At 72.5% G+C, this 15,759-nt stretch carries 10 protein-coding genes; 4 read left to right on the top strand and 6 right to left on the bottom strand.

The features are described 5' to 3' along the window. Nucleotides 1–92: 92 nt before the first annotated feature. The 3 genes from IE311_RS06125 to IE311_RS06115 all read right to left on the bottom strand — a co-directional run bounded on the left by IE311_RS06125 (nt 93) and on the right by IE311_RS06115 (nt 4,718). Entirely contained in the window at nt 93–1,313 is a 1,221-nt protein-coding gene (locus tag IE311_RS06125; protein ID WP_373313767.1) for a branched-chain amino acid ABC transporter substrate-binding protein, read from the bottom strand. Between the two features lie 562 nt (nt 1,314–1,875). Beyond that, complete coding sequence (locus tag IE311_RS06120) at nt 1,876–2,370, bottom strand: PaaI family thioesterase (protein ID WP_189830530.1); 495 nt, start codon at nt 2,368–2,370, stop codon at nt 1,876–1,878. Between the two features lie 65 nt (nt 2,371–2,435). Continuing rightward, the gene (locus tag IE311_RS06115; RefSeq protein ID WP_189830529.1) at nt 2,436–4,718 is read right to left on the bottom strand and encodes an FdhF/YdeP family oxidoreductase; all 2,283 of its coding nucleotides are present in this window, start codon (nt 4,716–4,718) and stop codon (nt 2,436–2,438) included. A 134-nt stretch (nt 4,719–4,852) separates the two neighbouring features. On the opposite strand from IE311_RS06115, the gene polA reads away from it, so the two are divergent. Beyond that, nucleotides 4,853–7,564 (top strand): DNA polymerase I, encoded by a 2,712-nt coding sequence (gene polA / locus IE311_RS06110; RefSeq protein ID WP_189830528.1) that lies wholly within the window; start codon nt 4,853–4,855, stop codon nt 7,562–7,564. 160 nt (nt 7,565–7,724) lie between these two features. On the opposite strand, the gene IE311_RS06105 is transcribed toward polA, so the two are convergent. Then, nucleotides 7,725–8,630: a DUF4184 family protein gene (locus tag IE311_RS06105; protein ID WP_189830527.1), complete on the bottom strand. Its 906-nt coding sequence runs from the start codon at nt 8,628–8,630 to the stop codon at nt 7,725–7,727. A gap of 349 nt (nt 8,631–8,979) precedes the next feature. Here IE311_RS06105 and IE311_RS06100 point away from each other — a divergent pair, with 349 nt between their 5' ends. The 3 genes from IE311_RS06100 to IE311_RS06090 all read left to right on the top strand — a co-directional run bounded on the left by IE311_RS06100 (nt 8,980) and on the right by IE311_RS06090 (nt 12,110). Then, nucleotides 8,980–10,791, top strand: a complete 1,812-nt coding sequence (locus tag IE311_RS06100) for a lytic transglycosylase domain-containing protein (RefSeq protein WP_189830526.1) — start codon at nt 8,980–8,982, stop codon at nt 10,789–10,791. 185 nt (nt 10,792–10,976) lie between these two features. Next, on the top strand, nt 10,977–11,117 hold the full coding sequence (locus IE311_RS06095; RefSeq protein WP_106975990.1) for an SPW_0924 family protein: 141 nt from the start codon (nt 10,977–10,979) through the stop codon (nt 11,115–11,117). Nucleotides 11,118–11,126: 9 nt separating this feature from the next. Further along, nucleotides 11,127–12,110 carry a DUF3068 domain-containing protein gene (locus IE311_RS06090; protein WP_189830525.1) on the top strand — a complete coding sequence of 328 codons (984 nt, stop codon included), beginning with the start codon at nt 11,127–11,129 and terminating at the stop codon, nt 12,108–12,110. Here the strand turns inward: IE311_RS06090 and hrpB are convergent. Next, complete coding sequence (hrpB, locus tag IE311_RS06085) at nt 12,094–14,703, bottom strand: ATP-dependent helicase HrpB (RefSeq protein WP_189830524.1); 2,610 nt, start codon at nt 14,701–14,703, stop codon at nt 12,094–12,096. The genes IE311_RS06090 and hrpB overlap by 17 nt on opposite strands. A gap of 92 nt (nt 14,704–14,795) precedes the next feature. Further along, nucleotides 14,796–15,635: a class I SAM-dependent methyltransferase gene (locus IE311_RS06080; RefSeq protein WP_189830523.1), complete on the bottom strand. Its 840-nt coding sequence runs from the start codon at nt 15,633–15,635 to the stop codon at nt 14,796–14,798. Between the last annotated feature and the right edge of the window lie 124 nt (nt 15,636–15,759).

Here is a 15,759-nt window from a genome sequence, read left to right as displayed (position 1 = left end):
GCGCGGGGAGCCTGGTGCGGCCCCCCGCGCGGTGAAAGTGGTGCTGAGTGGTGCTGAGTGGTGCTGAGTGGTGCTGCGGAGCGGGCTGTTGATCAGCCGCCGAAGGTGTCGGACTTGACCGGCTTGAACGCGCCGCCCTCGACCTTGTAGACCGTCAGCTGCTTGTTGGTGGTGTCACCGAACTCGTCGAAGGAGACCTTGCCGGTCACGCCCTCGAAGGAGACGGACTGCATGGCCTCGACGACCTTGGCGCGCTCGGGGGCCTTGCCACCGTTGCCCTCGGCGGCCTTCTTGACCGCCTCGATGATCGCCCAGGTGGAGTCGTAGGCGTAGCCGCCGTAGGCCTCGTAGGCCTCCTTGTAGCCCTTGGCCTTGTAGTTGGCCAGGAACTCCTTGGCGGAGTCGAGGGACTCGATCGGCGCGCCGACCGAGGTGGCGATGTCACCGTTGGTCGCGGCCGCGCCACCGAGCTTCACGTACTCGGGGCTGTAGATCGCGTCGCCGCCGACGACGACGACCTTCGCGCCGGCTTCCTTGATCTGCTTGGCCAGCGGGCCGGCGGCCGGGTACTCGCCACCGTAGTAGACGACGTCGGCGCCGGAGCTCTTCACCTTGGTCGCGACCGCGGAGAAGTCCTTGGTGTCCGGGTTGATGTGCTCGGTGCCGAGGACCTTGCCGCCGAGCTTCTCGAACTCGCCCTTGAAGGTGCCCGCGAGGCCGGCGCCGTAGGTCTTCTTGTCGTCGATGATGAAGGCCTTGGTCTTCTTGGCCTCGTTGAAGACGTACTGCGCGGCGAACGGGCCCTGGATGGCGTCCGTGGTGGCCGTGCGGAAGTACGACTTGTAGGTGCGCTTCTTGTCGCCGGTGCTCCAGTTGATGCCCTGGCTCAGCGCGGGGTTGGTGTTGGCCGGGGAGACCTGCACCAGCTTGGCGTCGTCGAAGACCTTCTGCATCGACTCGGCGACGGAGGAGTTCAGCGGGCCGACGACGCCGAGGACGGACTTGTCGGCGACGAACTTGGTGGCGTTCTGCTGGCCGGCGGAGGGCTGGGCCTGGTCGTCCAGGGACTCCAGCTTGAAGGTCACGCCCTTGACGTAGGACTTCTCGTTGGCCGTCTTGACCGCGAGGTCGGCGGAGTTCTTGATGCCGAGGCCGAGGGCGGACAGCTCACCCGTGAGGGGCGCGTCGAGACCGATGGTCACGGTGACGTTGCCGCCGTCACCGTTCTCGGCGGCGCCGCCCTTGTCGTCGCGCGAACCACAGGCGGTGAGGGTGAGTGCTCCCGCGGTGACCGCGGTGGTGAGTATGAGCATCGAACGGTTTCGCACGAAGGGTCCTTTCCCTGGCGCGGCCCCCTCGGATGAGGCGGTGCCGTGAAGCTGCGGAGCGAGGGGTGCCGTTTTGGAACGCCGGGCCGTACTGGGGTTGGTACAAGGCCGTGCAGTAGAACGCGCCCGGCGGCGCGGTGACTGGCGGTGACTCTAAGCGCAGGTGGGGAGGGTCGGGGAGCGCCGAGGTCAGGATGTGACTGTCTTGTTATGCCGACGGGGAAAGAGTGTGCGCGTCGGCTGGGAATACCGGGACAATAGGGTCTGTAATGCGGTGTTCACATAGTGAGAACGCGCAGTTCCGCTAAGGGGCTTGAGCGATTCTTGGTACTGACGGTCCGCTCAGCGGACTCTCCGGATATCGGACAACGGCAGAAAGCTGAGCGGACGAACCGGCCCCTCCGCTTCAGCTTTCGCCGACCCTTGTGTATGTGACACAGCGTGACGGAAACGGGCGCCCGGGGCGGGCCCGGAACGCCGAAGGGGCGGCACCCGTAGGTGCCGCCCCATGGTCGTGCGTCGCTGGTCAGGCCTCGTATGTCACCGCTCAGCCGTTCGAGGTGTCCGGAATGCTGGACGCGTCCTTCGCGGTGACCTCACGCAGCAGACAGGTCAGCCGCGCCGAGCAGACCCGCTTGTCCTGCTCGTCGGTGATCACGATCTCGTACGTGGCGGTCGACCGCCCGCGGTGCACCGGCGTCGCCACACCGGTCACCAGACCGCTGCGCACCCCGCGGTGGTGGGTGCAGTTCAGATCGACACCCACCGCGATCTTCGACACCCCGCCGTGCAGCATCGAACCGATGGAGCCCAGCGTCTCGGCCAGCACCGCCGAGGCGCCCCCGTGCAGCAGACCGTACGGCTGGGTGTTGCCCTCCACCGGCATGGTGCCGACGACCCGCTCGGCGGAGGCCTCCAGGATCTGGACCCCCATCCGGTTGCCGAGGTGCCCGGCCGAGAAGAGCGCCGGGAGGTCGACACCCAGCGCCGCGTACTCGTCGAGGACCTCCTGCGGGAACTTCACGTGCTGCTGCTCACCCATGCCCGGCTCCGTTCGTTTCGTACGTCTTCGTACGGCTGGTCTTCCTGAGCTGCCTGAGCAAACGCTTAGGCGGAGGCGGATTCTTCCAGACGGACGATCACGGACTTGCTCGCGGGGGTGTTGCTGACGTCCGCCGTCGACTCCAGGGGGACGAGCACGTTCGTCTCCGGGTAGTAGGCCGCCGCACACCCCCGCGACGTCGGATAGTGCACCACCCGGAAGCCGGGCGCCCGCCGCTCGCTGCCGTCCGTCCACTCGCTCACCAGGTCCGCGTACGACCCGTCGGCGAAGCCGAGCGCCGCCGCGTCCTCGGGATGGACCAGGACGACCCGGCGGCCCCCCTTGATGCCCCGGTAGCGGTCGTCCAGGCCGTAGATCGTGGTGTTGTACTGGTCGTGCGAGCGCAGCGTCTGGAGCAGCAGCCGCCCCTCCGGCACCCTCGGGTATTCGACCGGTGCCGCCGTGAAGTTCGCCTTCCCCGTCCTCGTCGGGAAGCGGCGCTCGTCGCGCGGACCGTGCGGCAGCCGGAAGCCGCCCGAGTCGGCCGCGAGACGCGCGTTGAAGTCCTCGAAACCGGGCACCACGCGCGCGATCCGGTCCCGGATCGTGGCGTAGTCGGCCTCGAACTCCTCCCAGGGCGTGGCCGATTCGGCGCCCAGGGTGGCACGGGCCAGCCGCGCCACGATCGCCGGCTCGGACAGCAGGTGCGGGCTCGCGGGCGGCAGATTGCCGCGCGAGGCGTGCACCAGACTCATCGAGTCCTCCACCGTCACGAACTGCTTGCCGCTCCGCTGCACGTCCTTGTCGGTGCGCCCCAGCGTGGGCAGGATCAGCGCGCGCGTGCCCGTGACCGCGTGCGAGCGGTTCAGCTTCGTCGAGACGTGGACGGTGAGCCGGGCCCGGCGCATCGCCGCCTCCGTCACCTCCGTGTCCGGCGTCGCCCCCACGAAGTTGCCGCCCATCGCGAAGAACACCTTCGCCTCGCCGTCGCGCAGCGCCTGGATCGAACGGACCACGTCGAAGCCGTGGTGGCGCGGGGAGACGATCCCGAACTCCTTGTCCAGGGCGTCGAGGAAGGCCGGCGCCGGGCGCTCGAAGATCCCCATGGTGCGGTCGCCCTGCACGTTCGAATGACCGCGCACCGGGCACACCCCGGCACCCGGCCGGCCGATGTTGCCGCGCAGCAGCAGGAAGTTGACCACCTCGCGGATGGTCGGCACGGAGTGCTTGTGCTGGGTGAGGCCCATCGCCCAGCACACGACGGTCCGCTCCGAGGCGAGCACCATCTCCAGGGTCCGCTCGATCTCGGCACGCCCGAGACCGGTCGCGGCGAGTGTCTCGTCCCAGTCGGCCTCCCCGGCCGCCGCCACGAACTCCTCGTACCCATGGGTGTGTTCGCGTACGAACTCCTCGTCGACCGCCCCGGCCGTCTCCAGTATCAGCTTGTTGAGCAGCCGGAAGAGGGCCTGGTCGCCGCCGATGCGGATCTGGAGGAAGAGGTCGTTGAGCGCGGCACCCCTGAGCATGCCCTGGGGGGTCTGCGGGTTCTTGAACCGCTCCAGGCCCGCCTCGGGCAGGGGATTGACCGAGATGATCCGCGCGCCGCCCGCCTTGGCCTTCTCCAGGGCCGACAGCATGCGGGGGTGGTTCGTGCCGGGGTTCTGCCCGGCCACGATGATCAGGTCCGCCCGGTGCAGGTCCTCCAGCGAGACGCTGCCCTTGCCGATGCCGATGGTCTCCGTCAGCGCCGACCCCGAGGACTCGTGGCACATGTTGGAACAGTCCGGCAGGTTGTTCGTGCCGAACTCGCGGGCGAAGAGCTGGAGCAGGAACGCGGCCTCGTTGCTCGTCCGCCCCGAGGTGTAGAAGAGCGCCTCGTCGGGGGAGCCGAGCGCCCGGAGCTCCTCCGCGACGATCGCGAAGGCCCGCTCCCAGGTCACCGGCTCGTACCGGTCGCCGCCCTCGGACAGCAGCATCGGCTCGGTGATCCGGCCCTGCTGGCCCAGCCAGTACCCGCTGCGGGTCGCGAGGTCCGCCACCGGGTGCGCGGCGAAGAACTCCGGGGTCACCCGGCGCAGCGTCGCCTCCTCGGCGACCGCCTTCGCCCCGTTCTCGCAGAACTCCGCCACATGGCGCTTGTCCTCCTCGGGCCAGGCGCAGCCGGGGCAGTCGAAGCCGCCCTTCTGGTTGACCTTGAGGAGGGTCCGCGCGGTGCGCCGCAGACCCATCTGTTCCTGGGCGATCCGCAGGGTGTGCCCGATGGCGGGCAGCCCGGCGGCGGCGTGCTGCGGCGGCGTGACCTGCGGTGCGTCCTGGACCGGGTCGCCGACCGGCGGCTTGCTGACCATCGCGCTCTCCCTTGAGCGGTAATCCTGAGGCGTACGTCTCCGATCCTGTCACGCGGCGGTGACAGGGCGGGACCCCGCCGGTGCCGACCGGAACGGTGGGAGGGAATGTCAGTCGTCCGTGGCAGGATCGTCATGTGGCCGAGACAGCATCGAAGAACCCCGCAGACACCCGTCCCCGCCTGCTCCTCATGGACGGGCACTCCCTCGCGTACCGGGCGTTCTTCGCGCTGCCCGCGGAGAACTTCACCACCGCGACCGGGCAGCCGACGAACGCGATCTACGGATTCGCCTCGATGCTGGCGAACACGCTCCGCGACGAGGCCCCCACGCACTTCGCGGTCGCCTTCGACGTCTCCCGCAAGACCTGGCGGTCCGAGGAGTTCCCCGAGTACAAGGCGAACCGCTCCAAGACCCCCGACGAGTTCAAGGGGCAGGTCGAGCTGATCGGCGAGCTCCTCGACGCGATGAACGCGCCGCGGTTCGCCGTCGACGGCTTCGAGGCCGACGACGTCATCGCGACCCTCGCCACCCAGGCCGAGGCCGCCGGCTTCGAGGTCCTGATCGTCACCGGCGACCGGGACTCGTTCCAGCTGGTCTCCGAGCACACCACCGTGCTCTACCCGACCAAGGGCGTCTCCGAGCTCACCCGCTTCACCCCGGAGAAGGTCCAGGAGAAGTACGGCCTCACGCCCTCGCAGTACCCCGACTTCGCGGCCCTGCGCGGCGACCCGTCGGACAACCTGCCCGGCATCCCCGGCGTCGGCGAGAAGACCGCCGCCAAGTGGATCAACCAGTTCGGCTCCTTCGACGAGCTCGTCGAGCGCGCCGAGGAGGTCAAGGGCAAGGCCGGCCAGAACTTCCGCGACCACCTGGAGTCGGTCAAGCTCAACCGCCGGCTGACCGCGATGGTCACGGACGTCGAGCTGCCGAAGGGCGTCACGGACCTCGCCCGCGAGCCGTACGACCGCGGGGCGGTCGCCCTCGTCCTCGACACCCTGGAGATCCGCAACCCCTCGCTGCGCGAGCGGCTCCTCGCCGTCGACCCGGGCTCCGCCGAGGACACCGCCCCGGCCCCGGAGGCGGGCGTCGAGATCGACGGCACCGTCCTCGGCGCCGGAGAGCTCGCCCCCTGGCTCGCCGAGCACGGCACCGAGCCCCTCGGCATCGCCACCGTCGACAGCTGGGCCCTCGGCACGGGGAACGTCGGCGAGATCGCCCTCGCCGCCGCCGGAGGCGCCGCCGCCTGGTTCGAGCCGAGCGCGCTCGACGAGGCCGACGAGCGGGCCTGGGCCGCCTGGATCGCCGACCCCGAGCGGCCGAAGGCCATGCACAACGCCAAGGGCGCCATGCGGGTCTTCCCCGAGCACGGCTGGAGCATCGCGGGCGTCACCATGGACACCGCCCTCGCCGCCTACCTCGTCAAGCCCGGCCGGCGCTCCTTCGCGCTCGACGCGCTCTCCGTCGAGTACCTCCACCGCGAGCTCGCCCCCGCGGCCGCCGCCGACGGCCAGCTCGCCTTCGGCGCCGACGACACCGCCGAGGCCGAAGCCCTCATGACCCAGGCGCGGGCCGTCCTCGACCTGGCCGCGGCCTTCGAGGAGAAGCTCGGCGAGGTCGGCGCCCGTGAGCTCCTCCACGACGTGGAGCTGCCCACCTCCGCCCTCCTCGCCCGCCTGGAGCGGCACGGCATCGCCGCCGACCGCGATCACCTGGAGGCCATGGAGCAGCAGTTCGCCGGCGCGGTGCAGCAGGCCGTGAAGGAGGCGCACTCCTCCGTCGGCCACGAGTTCAACCTCGGCTCGCCCAAGCAGCTCCAGGAGGTCTTCTTCGGCGAGCTGAACCTGCCGAAGACCAAGAAGACCAAGACCGGGTACACCACCGACGCCGACGCGCTCGCCTGGCTGGCCGGCCAGACCGAGCACGACCTGCCCGTGATCATGCTCCGGCACCGCGAGCAGGCCCGGCTGCGCTCCACCGTCGAAGGGCTGATCAAGACGATCGCCGCCGACGGGCGCATCCACACCACCTTCAGCCAGACGGTGGCCGCCACCGGGCGCCTCTCCTCCACCGAGCCCAACCTGCAGAACGTGCCGGTACGGACGGACGAGGGACGCGCCATCCGGCACGGCTTCGTCGTCGGCGAGGGCTTCGAGGCCCTCATGACCGCCGACTACAGCCAGATCGAGCTCCGCGTCATGGCCCACCTCTCCGAGGACGAGGGCCTCATCGAGGCCTTCACCTCCGGCGAGGACCTCCACACCACCGTCGCCTCCCAGGTCTTCTCGGTCGAGCGGTCCGCCGTCGACGCCGAGATGCGCCGCAAGATCAAGGCCATGTCGTACGGCCTGGCCTACGGTCTGTCCGCCTTCGGCCTCTCGCAGCAGCTGAACATCGACCCGGGCGAGGCCCGCGGCCTGATGGACACCTACTTCGAGCGCTTCGGCGGGGTGCGGGACTATCTGCGCCGGGTCGTCGACGAGGCCCGCGCCACCGGATACACCGAGACGATGCTGGGCCGCCGCCGCTACCTGCCCGACCTCAACAGCGACAACCGCCAGCGCCGCGAGGCCGCCGAGCGGATGGCGCTCAACGCCCCGATCCAGGGCACCGCCGCCGACATCGTGAAGGTCGCGATGCTGGGCGTCGACCGGGCGCTGACCGAGGCGGGTCTCTCCTCCCGGATGCTGCTCCAGGTCCACGACGAAATCGTGCTCGAACTCGCCCCCGGCGAGCGCGAGCGGGTCGAGGCCCTGGTCCGCGAGCAGATGTCGGCGGCGGCCGACCTCCGTGCCCCCCTCGACGTCTCCGTCGGTGTCGGCCACGACTGGGACTCCGCGGCGCACTGACCCACCCGGACCTCCGTGCCGGGTCCCGCACCGCACGGTGCGGGACCCGGCACGGAGGCGTGTCCGGGGTGGACCGGCGGCGGGGCCGGTGGGCGAGCGGGTCCCGAGGGCCGTGGCCCGGGCACGTCGGCGCGCGTCCGGCCCGCGGGAGCGGAGCGGATCAGCGAGATCCCTGACGGGAGCGTTCCGTCGAAGCGGCCCGGTCCGGCGCCTCCGCCGGCGGGGCAGGGGTGGCCGGGGCGTCCTGCCCCGGCGCGGGCGGCGTCCCCAGCAGCCGTACCCCCGTCCCGTACAGCACGAGGCCGACGGCGAGCCCCGCGCCGGCCCCGAAGCAGGCCGTCGGAATGACGTCCAGGGGCGTCTCGATCCTGCCCCAGCCCCAGTACGCGGCCCAGCGCAGCACCCGGTGGGCGATCCCGGCGAGGACACAGCCACCGATCAGACCGGCCGCCAGCAGCCGGCCGCGCCGCCCCGGGACCCGCACCCGGGCCGGCAGCTCCACCCCCGGGCCCGCGGCGCGCAGCGCCCGCGCGGTGAACAGCACGAGGAGCCCGAGGGCCAGCGCCGAACCCCCGTACTGCGCGTAGAGATAGACGGGGAACCCGGCCACCACGTCACCGAGGAACGGGACCGCCCGGGTCCCCCAGCGGTCGAGGTGGGTGAACGAGTCCCACACCACATGGGTCGTCGCGCCGAGGACCGCGGAGAGGGCGAACCACCCCGCGAGCACGGCCGGATGCCGCCCGCTCCGGACGCGGCCCCGGAGCAGCCCGTACACCGGCCCGCGCCAACGGGCGGGCAGCAGCGCCACGAGCGGTTCGCGAACGGTCAGCCACAGGGCCACCAGCACGGCGGCGATCCCGATGTCGGCCGTGACGATTCCCACGGGGGAGTGGGTGACGTCCCCGAGGACCATCGCACCGGGGAACGCCGTGGCGGCGAAATAGGTCATGTCGGGCGCGAACGAGCCCGCGACGAGGGCGGACGCGACGAGTGGTCCGCGCGCGGTCCCGTCCCGGCGCAGTCCGGGCAGCACGGCGGCGGCATGGCTCAGGGTGAACGGCAACGGGACTTCCCCCAGGTTCAGGTGGTGGCGGCCGGAGTACGTCGTCGGCCGCAGTGCAAGAGGGGTCCGACCCTCCGCCCGGTTCCCGCCCGGCGGCCGTTCGGAGACTCCCGGCACCCCGCCCGACCGCCGTTCGGACGCTCCCGGCCTTCCGTCCCGCTGCCGTTCGGGGGCTTCCGCCATCCCGCCCCGGCGGCGTCGGCGACGAGTTCCGTAAGCGGCCGAGAGGTGGCGAAACCGTGAAACACGGTCAGGCGCCGGTGCCCGGCGGACCGGAGTTGGCATAGGGTCGCCGGAGGTCTCGCGCGGGGAGCGCGGGACCTCCGTCGAGGGGGAAGGGACCACGGAGATGTCAGCGCACTTGGGCCGCAGGCTGCGCAAGGGGGCCACCAGCGGTGCGGTGATGGCGGCGGCGGTCGCCGCACTCGCCGCCTCACAGGCGCCGGAGATGATCCCGCCGCCCGCCGACAACGCCGGCGGTGACCGGGCCATCGGCGCGGGAGACACCGCGCCGCCGTCCGGCGACGGCTCCGCCACCGGCGATTCGCCGTACTACACGGTCCTGCCGCCGCTGAACACGCCGAACAAGCCCGGCACGAGCATCAACCTGCCGGTGATCACCGGCCCCGCCGAGGCCGGCATACCCGCGTCCGTGCTCTCCGCCTACAAGCGCGCCGAGCAGTCCATACGCTCGACCGACCCCGGCTGCAACCTGCCCTGGCAGCTGCTCGCGGGCATCGGCAAGGTCGAGTCGGGCCAGGCGCGCGGCGGCAAGGTCGACGCCAACGGCAGGACCCTCTCGCCGATCCTCGGGCCCGTCCTCAACGGTGTCGGCTTCGCCAACATCTCCGACACCGACCGCGGCGCCTACGACGGCGACTCCACGCACGACCGCGCCGTCGGCCCGATGCAGTTCATCCCGTCCACCTGGGCCACCTGGGGCCAGGACGCGAACAGCGACGGGAAGCGGGACCCGAACAACATCTACGACGCCGCGCAGGCCGCCGGTCTCTACCTCTGCGCCAACGACCGCAACCTCGCGCTCAAGGCCGACCTCGACCGGGCGATCCTCAGCTACAACCGCTCGCGGGAGTACCTGAACACGGTCACGTCCTGGTTCGAGTACTACAAGCGCGGCACCCACCAGGTCCCGGACGGCACGGGAGTGTTCCCGGTCGACCGCAGCGACGACCGCGGCCGGGGCAACCGTCCCACGCCGCCGTTCTCGCCCCTCCCGACGTCTCCCGACCCGAAGCCCTCCGACACGGGCGCCCCGAAGCCGAAGCCGACGCGGCCGGGCGAGCCCTCGAAGGTCACGCCGCCGCCGACGAAGCCGACCACGCCGACCAAGCCCCCGGTCACTCCGCCGACGAAGCCGCCCACCGTCCCGCCGGCCGTCAGGGTCGACCGGCTCACGACCGTCTCCACGGGGCAGCTGACCGCGACCACCGAGAGCGTCTTCGCCAAGGCGCCGACGGTCGCGGCGCTCGACGCCTCGGGCGCGCCGGTCGCCGGGGTGACCGTCCGCTTCGAGATCACCGGCACCACCGACGCCCGCTTCGCCGGCGGTGCGACGACCGTCACCGTCACCAGCGGATCGGCCGGTATCGCCGCCGCCCCGGCGCTGCGGGCCGGCGAGAAGATCGGTGCGTTCACCGTCAGGGCCGTCGTCGTGGGCAACAGCGCGAAGGCCGCCGAGTTCACCGCGACCGTCACCGAACGGCAGGCGGACGCCCTCGCCCGGGTCGCCGGCGACCCGCTGTCGGCCACCACCGGGACCGCCTTCACCCAGCCGGTGCAGGCGAAGGCCACCCTCAAGGGCGCGGTCGCCGCCGGCGTGCTCGTCGAGGCCAAGGTCGTCGTCTCCGCCACGGCCACCGAGGAGAGCACGGAGGGGCCGTACTTCAAGAACGCGGCGGGCGACACCGTCCGCACGCTCGTCCTGAAGACCGACGCCAACGGCCTGATCTCGCTGCCCGAGCTCCTCGCGGGCGACAAGGCCGGCGAGTACGTGCTGATCCTGACCGCACGCGGCGGCGTCAGCACGGAGATCAAGCTGACGGTCACCGCGCCCGCCGCGACGCCGACCCCGACCCCGACGTCGGATCCGTCGCCCTCCGGCACCGGATCGCCCGAGGCCTCCCCCTCGCCCTCGGCCTGACCCGCCCGCGCCCTCGCGCCGCGTCCCTCCGCGCCGCTCCTCCGCCCCCACCGGGCGGCGGGGCGGCGCTCCGCGTTTCCCGGACGCGGGGACGCCCACGGTGCAACGTGTTCTCATCTCGCGGTCGCGTTGCTACGGTGCCCCCGCCCTGACGACCTATCAGATCGCATCCCGGGAGGCCGACCATGCGCGCCCTCGTCGCCGCCGCCATCGGACTCGCCCCAGTCCTCCTCTTCGTCCTCCTCGTCTCCGTGGTCGATCTGCCGCCCGACGGACCCACCTCGCCCAAGCCGCTCCTGACCGCCGATCCCGGCCCCAAGAAGTAGGGGGCGACCGTGCGCCGCCGAGCCAGCCTCGTCCTGCTCGCCCTCGCCGTCTTCTGCGCCGCGATGGCCCCGACCCTGCGCTGGTACGCCTTCCCCCGCCTGGCGAAGATCCCGCCGAACCAGTACCAGGAGACCGTCCTGGAGGCGAAGCCCGCCACCCTCCTCAACTACTCCACGCTCAAGGCGGAGAAGGTCGAGAAGATCACGATCATCCAGACCCTCAAGGGCAACGTCGAGGAGTCGCGTCGCATCGAACGCGACGCCGGACGCGATGTCGTCGTCTGGGACGCCCTCGCCCACGTCACGGGCCCCGACGGCAAGATGGTCTCCCAGATCCCCGAGCGGTACATCTTCGACGCCCACACCCAGGACCCCGTGCACGCCACCGGTGAGTCCGTCGACGGCGACCCGGTCCGGCGCGAGGGCATCGAGTTCAAGTGGCCCTTCCTCACCGAGAAGCGCGACTACCGGTACTTCGACGCCCAGACCCGCACCTCGGCCCCCATCCACTACAAGGGCACCCGCACCTTCCGCGGCATGGAGGTCTACTACTTCGAGCAGACCGTCCCCTGGACCAAGGTCCCCATGCCGAAGACCATGCCGGTCAAGGGCATCACCCCGAAGCTCCTCGCCGACTCCGGCCTCACCCGCTGGTACACGACCAAGCGGATGTTCTGGATCGAGCCGGTCACCGGCGCCCCCGTCAACGGCGAGGAGATCCACAAGGAGGAGCTCCGCAACGCCAAGGCGCTGATGGGCCGGGACACCCTCACCGTCTTCGAAGGACACGTGAAGATGCGCGAGGACTACATCGAGAGCGTCGGCGAGATGGTCGCCGCCAACCGTCTGACGGTCCTCCTCCTCGTCTCCTACCTCCCGTGGAGCCTCACCTTCGCGGCGCTCCTCCTCCTGGCCCTCGCGCTCTGGCTGGAGGCCCGCTCCCGCCGTCCCGGGCCGCGACCGGCCGTCACCCCGGTCACCCCTCCCGTCTGAGCCGCGCACTCGTGAACCGGGTCGGCTCCGCCGCCGACGGGTCCTCCGGCCACGGGTGCTTCGGATAGCGGCCCCGCAGCTCCGCCCGCACCGACCGGTAGCCGTCCCGCCAGAACGACGCCAGGTCGGCGGTCACCGCCGCCGGCCGCCCGGCGGGGGAGAGGAGATGGACGAGCACCGGGACACCCGCCACCCGCGGCGTCTCGGCCAGACCGAACATCTCCTGGAGCTTCACCGAGAGCACCGGCCGCCCACCCCCGTACTCGACCCGGATCCGTGACCCGCTCGGCACCTCGATCCGCTCGGGAGCCAGCTCCCCCAGCCGCCCCGCCTCGCCCGAGGCCCAGGGCAACAGCCGCCGCAGCGCCTCACCGGCGGAGATCCGCCCCAGGTCGGCCCGGCGCGCCGCCCGGGACAGCTCCGGCTCCAGCCACTCCCCGGCCCGGTCGACCAGCGCCCCGTCCGCCACGTCCGGCCACGGGTCCCCCACCTCCCGGTGCAGGAACGCCAGCCGCTCGCGCAGCTCCCCGGCCTCCCGGCTCCACCGCAGCAGCCCCGGCCCCTCGCGCCGCAGACCGTCGAGCAGCGCCTCCCGTACCAGTGCGGGCTCCGCCTTCGCCCCGAGCGGCCGGACCGTCAGCTCGACCGCGCCGAGCCGGTCCACCGAGCGCGCGACCACGTCCCCGTCCTCCCACCGGACCTCCTCGCCGGTGGACCGCAGATGCCCGGCCGCCCGCCGCGCCATCTCCTCGTCCACCACCGCGGCCAGCCGCACCCGAGCCGTGGCGTCCCGCGCCGTACGGTCCGCCACCGCGACGGCCAGCCACGGGGCGGCACGCAGCCCGGAACCCTCGGCGAGCCGGGCCCCGCTCCCCGACACCATCAGATAGCCCCCCTGCTCCCGGGCCCTCGCCACCCGCTCGGGGAAGGCCAGCGCCGTCACGAGACCGGCCACCGCGTCCTCACCGGTCACAGGGGTCGCGGGGGTCGCGGCGGTTCCTCGGACGGCGGGGGTGCCGGCGTCTCCGGGGGCGCCCCCCGCTTCCGGCGCGCCCCCGCTCCCCGCCTCGGCAGCCGACCGCTCCAGGCGCCGTGCCTCCGCCTTCCAGCGGGCCCCGTACCCGTCGGACCCCCGCCTGGCGGCGCGCCAGGCCGCCGCCAGATCGTCCCCGTAGTCGCGCGGCGGCTCCTCGCTGAGCAGCGCCACCACCTCCGCGGCCCGCCGCGCCCCCACCTCCACCGCACCGTCCAGGAGGGCGCGACCGAGCCGGGGATGGAGCCCGAGCCGGGACATCCGCACCCCGCGTTCGGTGGCCCGGCCGGCCGCGTCCACCGCTCCGATCGACCCGAGGACCGAGCGGGCCGCCGTCATCGCCCCGGCGGGCGGCGCGTCGAGCAGCGCGAGCCCCTCCGCCGTCGGGTCGCCCCAGCAGGCGGCCCGCAGAGCGAAGTCCGCCAGATCGGCGACCTTGATCTCCGGGGACGGGAAGCGGGGCCTGCCCCCGTCGTTCGCCTCCGCCCAGCAGCGGTAGACGGTTCCCGGGGCCTCACGGCCGGCGCGGCCGAGGCGCTGGGTCGCCGTGGCCTCGGAGACCGTCACCGTCGCCAGCGAGCCGAGGCCGCGGGCGTGGTCGGTGCGCGGCTCACGGGCGAGACCCGAGTCCACGACGATCCGCACCCCCGGCACCGTCAGGCTGGACTCCGCCACCGAGGTCGCGAGCACCACCCTGCGCCGCCCACCGGGCTGGGTACCGCGCAGCACCGCGTCCTGTACCGCCGCGGGCGCCCGCCCGTGCAGCTGGAGCACCTCGGCGTCGACGTCGCCCAGCATCCCGGCGGTCCGCGCGATCTCCCCCGTGCCCGGAAGGAAGCAGAGGACGTCCCCGTCGTGGCGCTCCATCGCGAGCCGGACCGTCGCGGCGACGTGCCGGAGCAGCGCGGGGTCCACCCAGGTGCCGTGCGCGGGCCGGACGCCCGGGGGCGGCGCCGCGAAGAAGACCCGGCAGCCGTGCCCCTCGCCCTCGCTGCGCACCACCGGCGCGGGCCCGTCATCGTCCAGGGCGGTGAGGAGATCCGCCCAGGCCGCCGCGTCGCTCGTCGCCGACGCGGCGATCAGCTCCAGCTCCGGCCGCAGGGTGGCCCGTACGTCCACCAGGAACGCCATCGCCGTGTCGGCGTCCAGGTGCCGCTCATGGCACTCGTCGAGCAGGACCACGTCCACGCCCGCCAGCTCGGGGTCGCGCTGGAGCCGCTGGAGCAGGATGCCCGTGGTCACCACCTCGACCCGCGTCGAGGGTCCGGTCCGCCGCTCGCCGCGCACCGAGAAGCCGACCGTGCCGCCGACCTCCTCGCCGAGCAGCCACGCCATCCGCCGGGCCGCCGCCCGCACCGCCATGCGGCGGGGCTCGGCCACCAGGACCCGCCGCCGCCGGCCGTCCCCCACGAGTCCCGCGAGCGCGAGCGGCACCAGCGTCGTCTTGCCCGTGCCCGGCGGCGCGGACAGCACGGCCGTACCGCGCCGGTCGAGCGCTGCCAGCAGCTCGGGGACGGCATGGCGGACGGGAAGACGGTCGAGAGCGTCATGTCGGATCACGCACTCAGTCTCGTACGCGACGCGAAAAGGCGGGCCCCGTTGTCCACAGGGCCCACCTATAAGTACGACAGATATGAGGCGTCGGTCGGCCGCTACTCCGCGCGCTCGCAGACGAAGATCGCCGTCCCCGGGATCAGATTCCCCCGCAGCGGAGACCAGCCGCCCCACTCCTGGTTGTTCCACGCCGGCCACTCCGGCTCGACCAGGTCCAGCAGACGGAACCCGCCGGCCACCACGTCCCGCACCCGGTCGCCGATCGTCCGGTGGTGCTCCACGTACACGGCCCTGCCCTGCTCGTCCTGCTCCACATAAGGGGTGCGGTCGAAATAGGAGGCCGCGATCGACAGGCCCTCGGGGCCGGGCTCGTCGGGGAACGCCCAGCGGATCGGATGCGTCACCGAGAAGACCCACCGGCCGCCGGGCCGCAGCACCCGCCGCACCTCCCGGAACACCTTCACCGGGTCCGCCACGAACGGCACCGCGCCGTACGCGGAGCACGCCAGGTCGAAGGAGCCGTCCCGGAACGGCAGTGCGCCGGCGTCGGCCTCCACCAGCGGGACGTCCCCGCCGATCCGCAGCGCGTGCTGGAGCTGCCGGTGCGAGAGGTCGAGGGCCACCGGCCGCGCGCCCTGCGCCGCCAGCCACCGCGAGCACTGCGCCGCGCCCGCGCCGATCTCCAGGACGTCGAGGCCCTTCAGCGAGGAGGCCGGTCCGAGGAGCCCGGCCTCGGCCTCGTCGAGTCCCTCCGGCCCCCAGACGAACCGGTCGTCCCCGAGGAAGGAGCCGTGATCGCTCTGGTACTCGTCGGCGTTCCTGTCCCACCAGCCACGGCTGGCACGGCTGCTCTCCGCGTCCCCCGCGTCACGCCGGGTGGCCTCCGCCTCGTCCTCTGCCGAGTAGGGGGGGACTTCGTGTTCGTACTCTTGGTTCATCTCGCCCGCCGATGTAGTTTGCGCTCAGTGCCGCCGTGCGGAGCACCCGCCGTCGCGGCGTGGAAAGACACGAGTGGTGCCGGAGTTGAGTAGATCTGCCCCGGGTGCGCGCTTCGCGCATTGA

Origin of the sequence: Streptomyces zaomyceticus (assembly GCF_014656215.1) — a bacterium.
Lineage (GTDB): Bacteria > Actinomycetota > Actinomycetes > Streptomycetales > Streptomycetaceae > Streptomyces > Streptomyces zaomyceticus.
Note: the sequence above shows the minus strand (reverse complement) of the source record. Positions and strands in the feature narration are given on the sequence as shown.

Coding starts and splice junctions, on each gene's coding strand:
- IE311_RS06125 (WP_373313767.1), bottom strand. CDS start 1,313: ATGCTCATACTCACCACCGCGGTCACCGCGGGAGCACTCACCCTCACC.
- IE311_RS06120 (WP_189830530.1), bottom strand. CDS start 2,370: ATGGGTGAGCAGCAGCACGTGAAGTTCCCGCAGGAGGTCCTCGACGAG.
- IE311_RS06115 (WP_189830529.1), bottom strand. CDS start 4,718: ATGGTCAGCAAGCCGCCGGTCGGCGACCCGGTCCAGGACGCACCGCAG.
- IE311_RS06100 (WP_189830526.1), top strand. CDS start 8,980: ATGTCAGCGCACTTGGGCCGCAGGCTGCGCAAGGGGGCCACCAGCGGT.
- IE311_RS06095 (WP_106975990.1), top strand. CDS start 10,977: ATGCGCGCCCTCGTCGCCGCCGCCATCGGACTCGCCCCAGTCCTCCTC.
- IE311_RS06080 (WP_189830523.1), bottom strand. CDS start 15,635: ATGAACCAAGAGTACGAACACGAAGTCCCCCCCTACTCGGCAGAGGAC.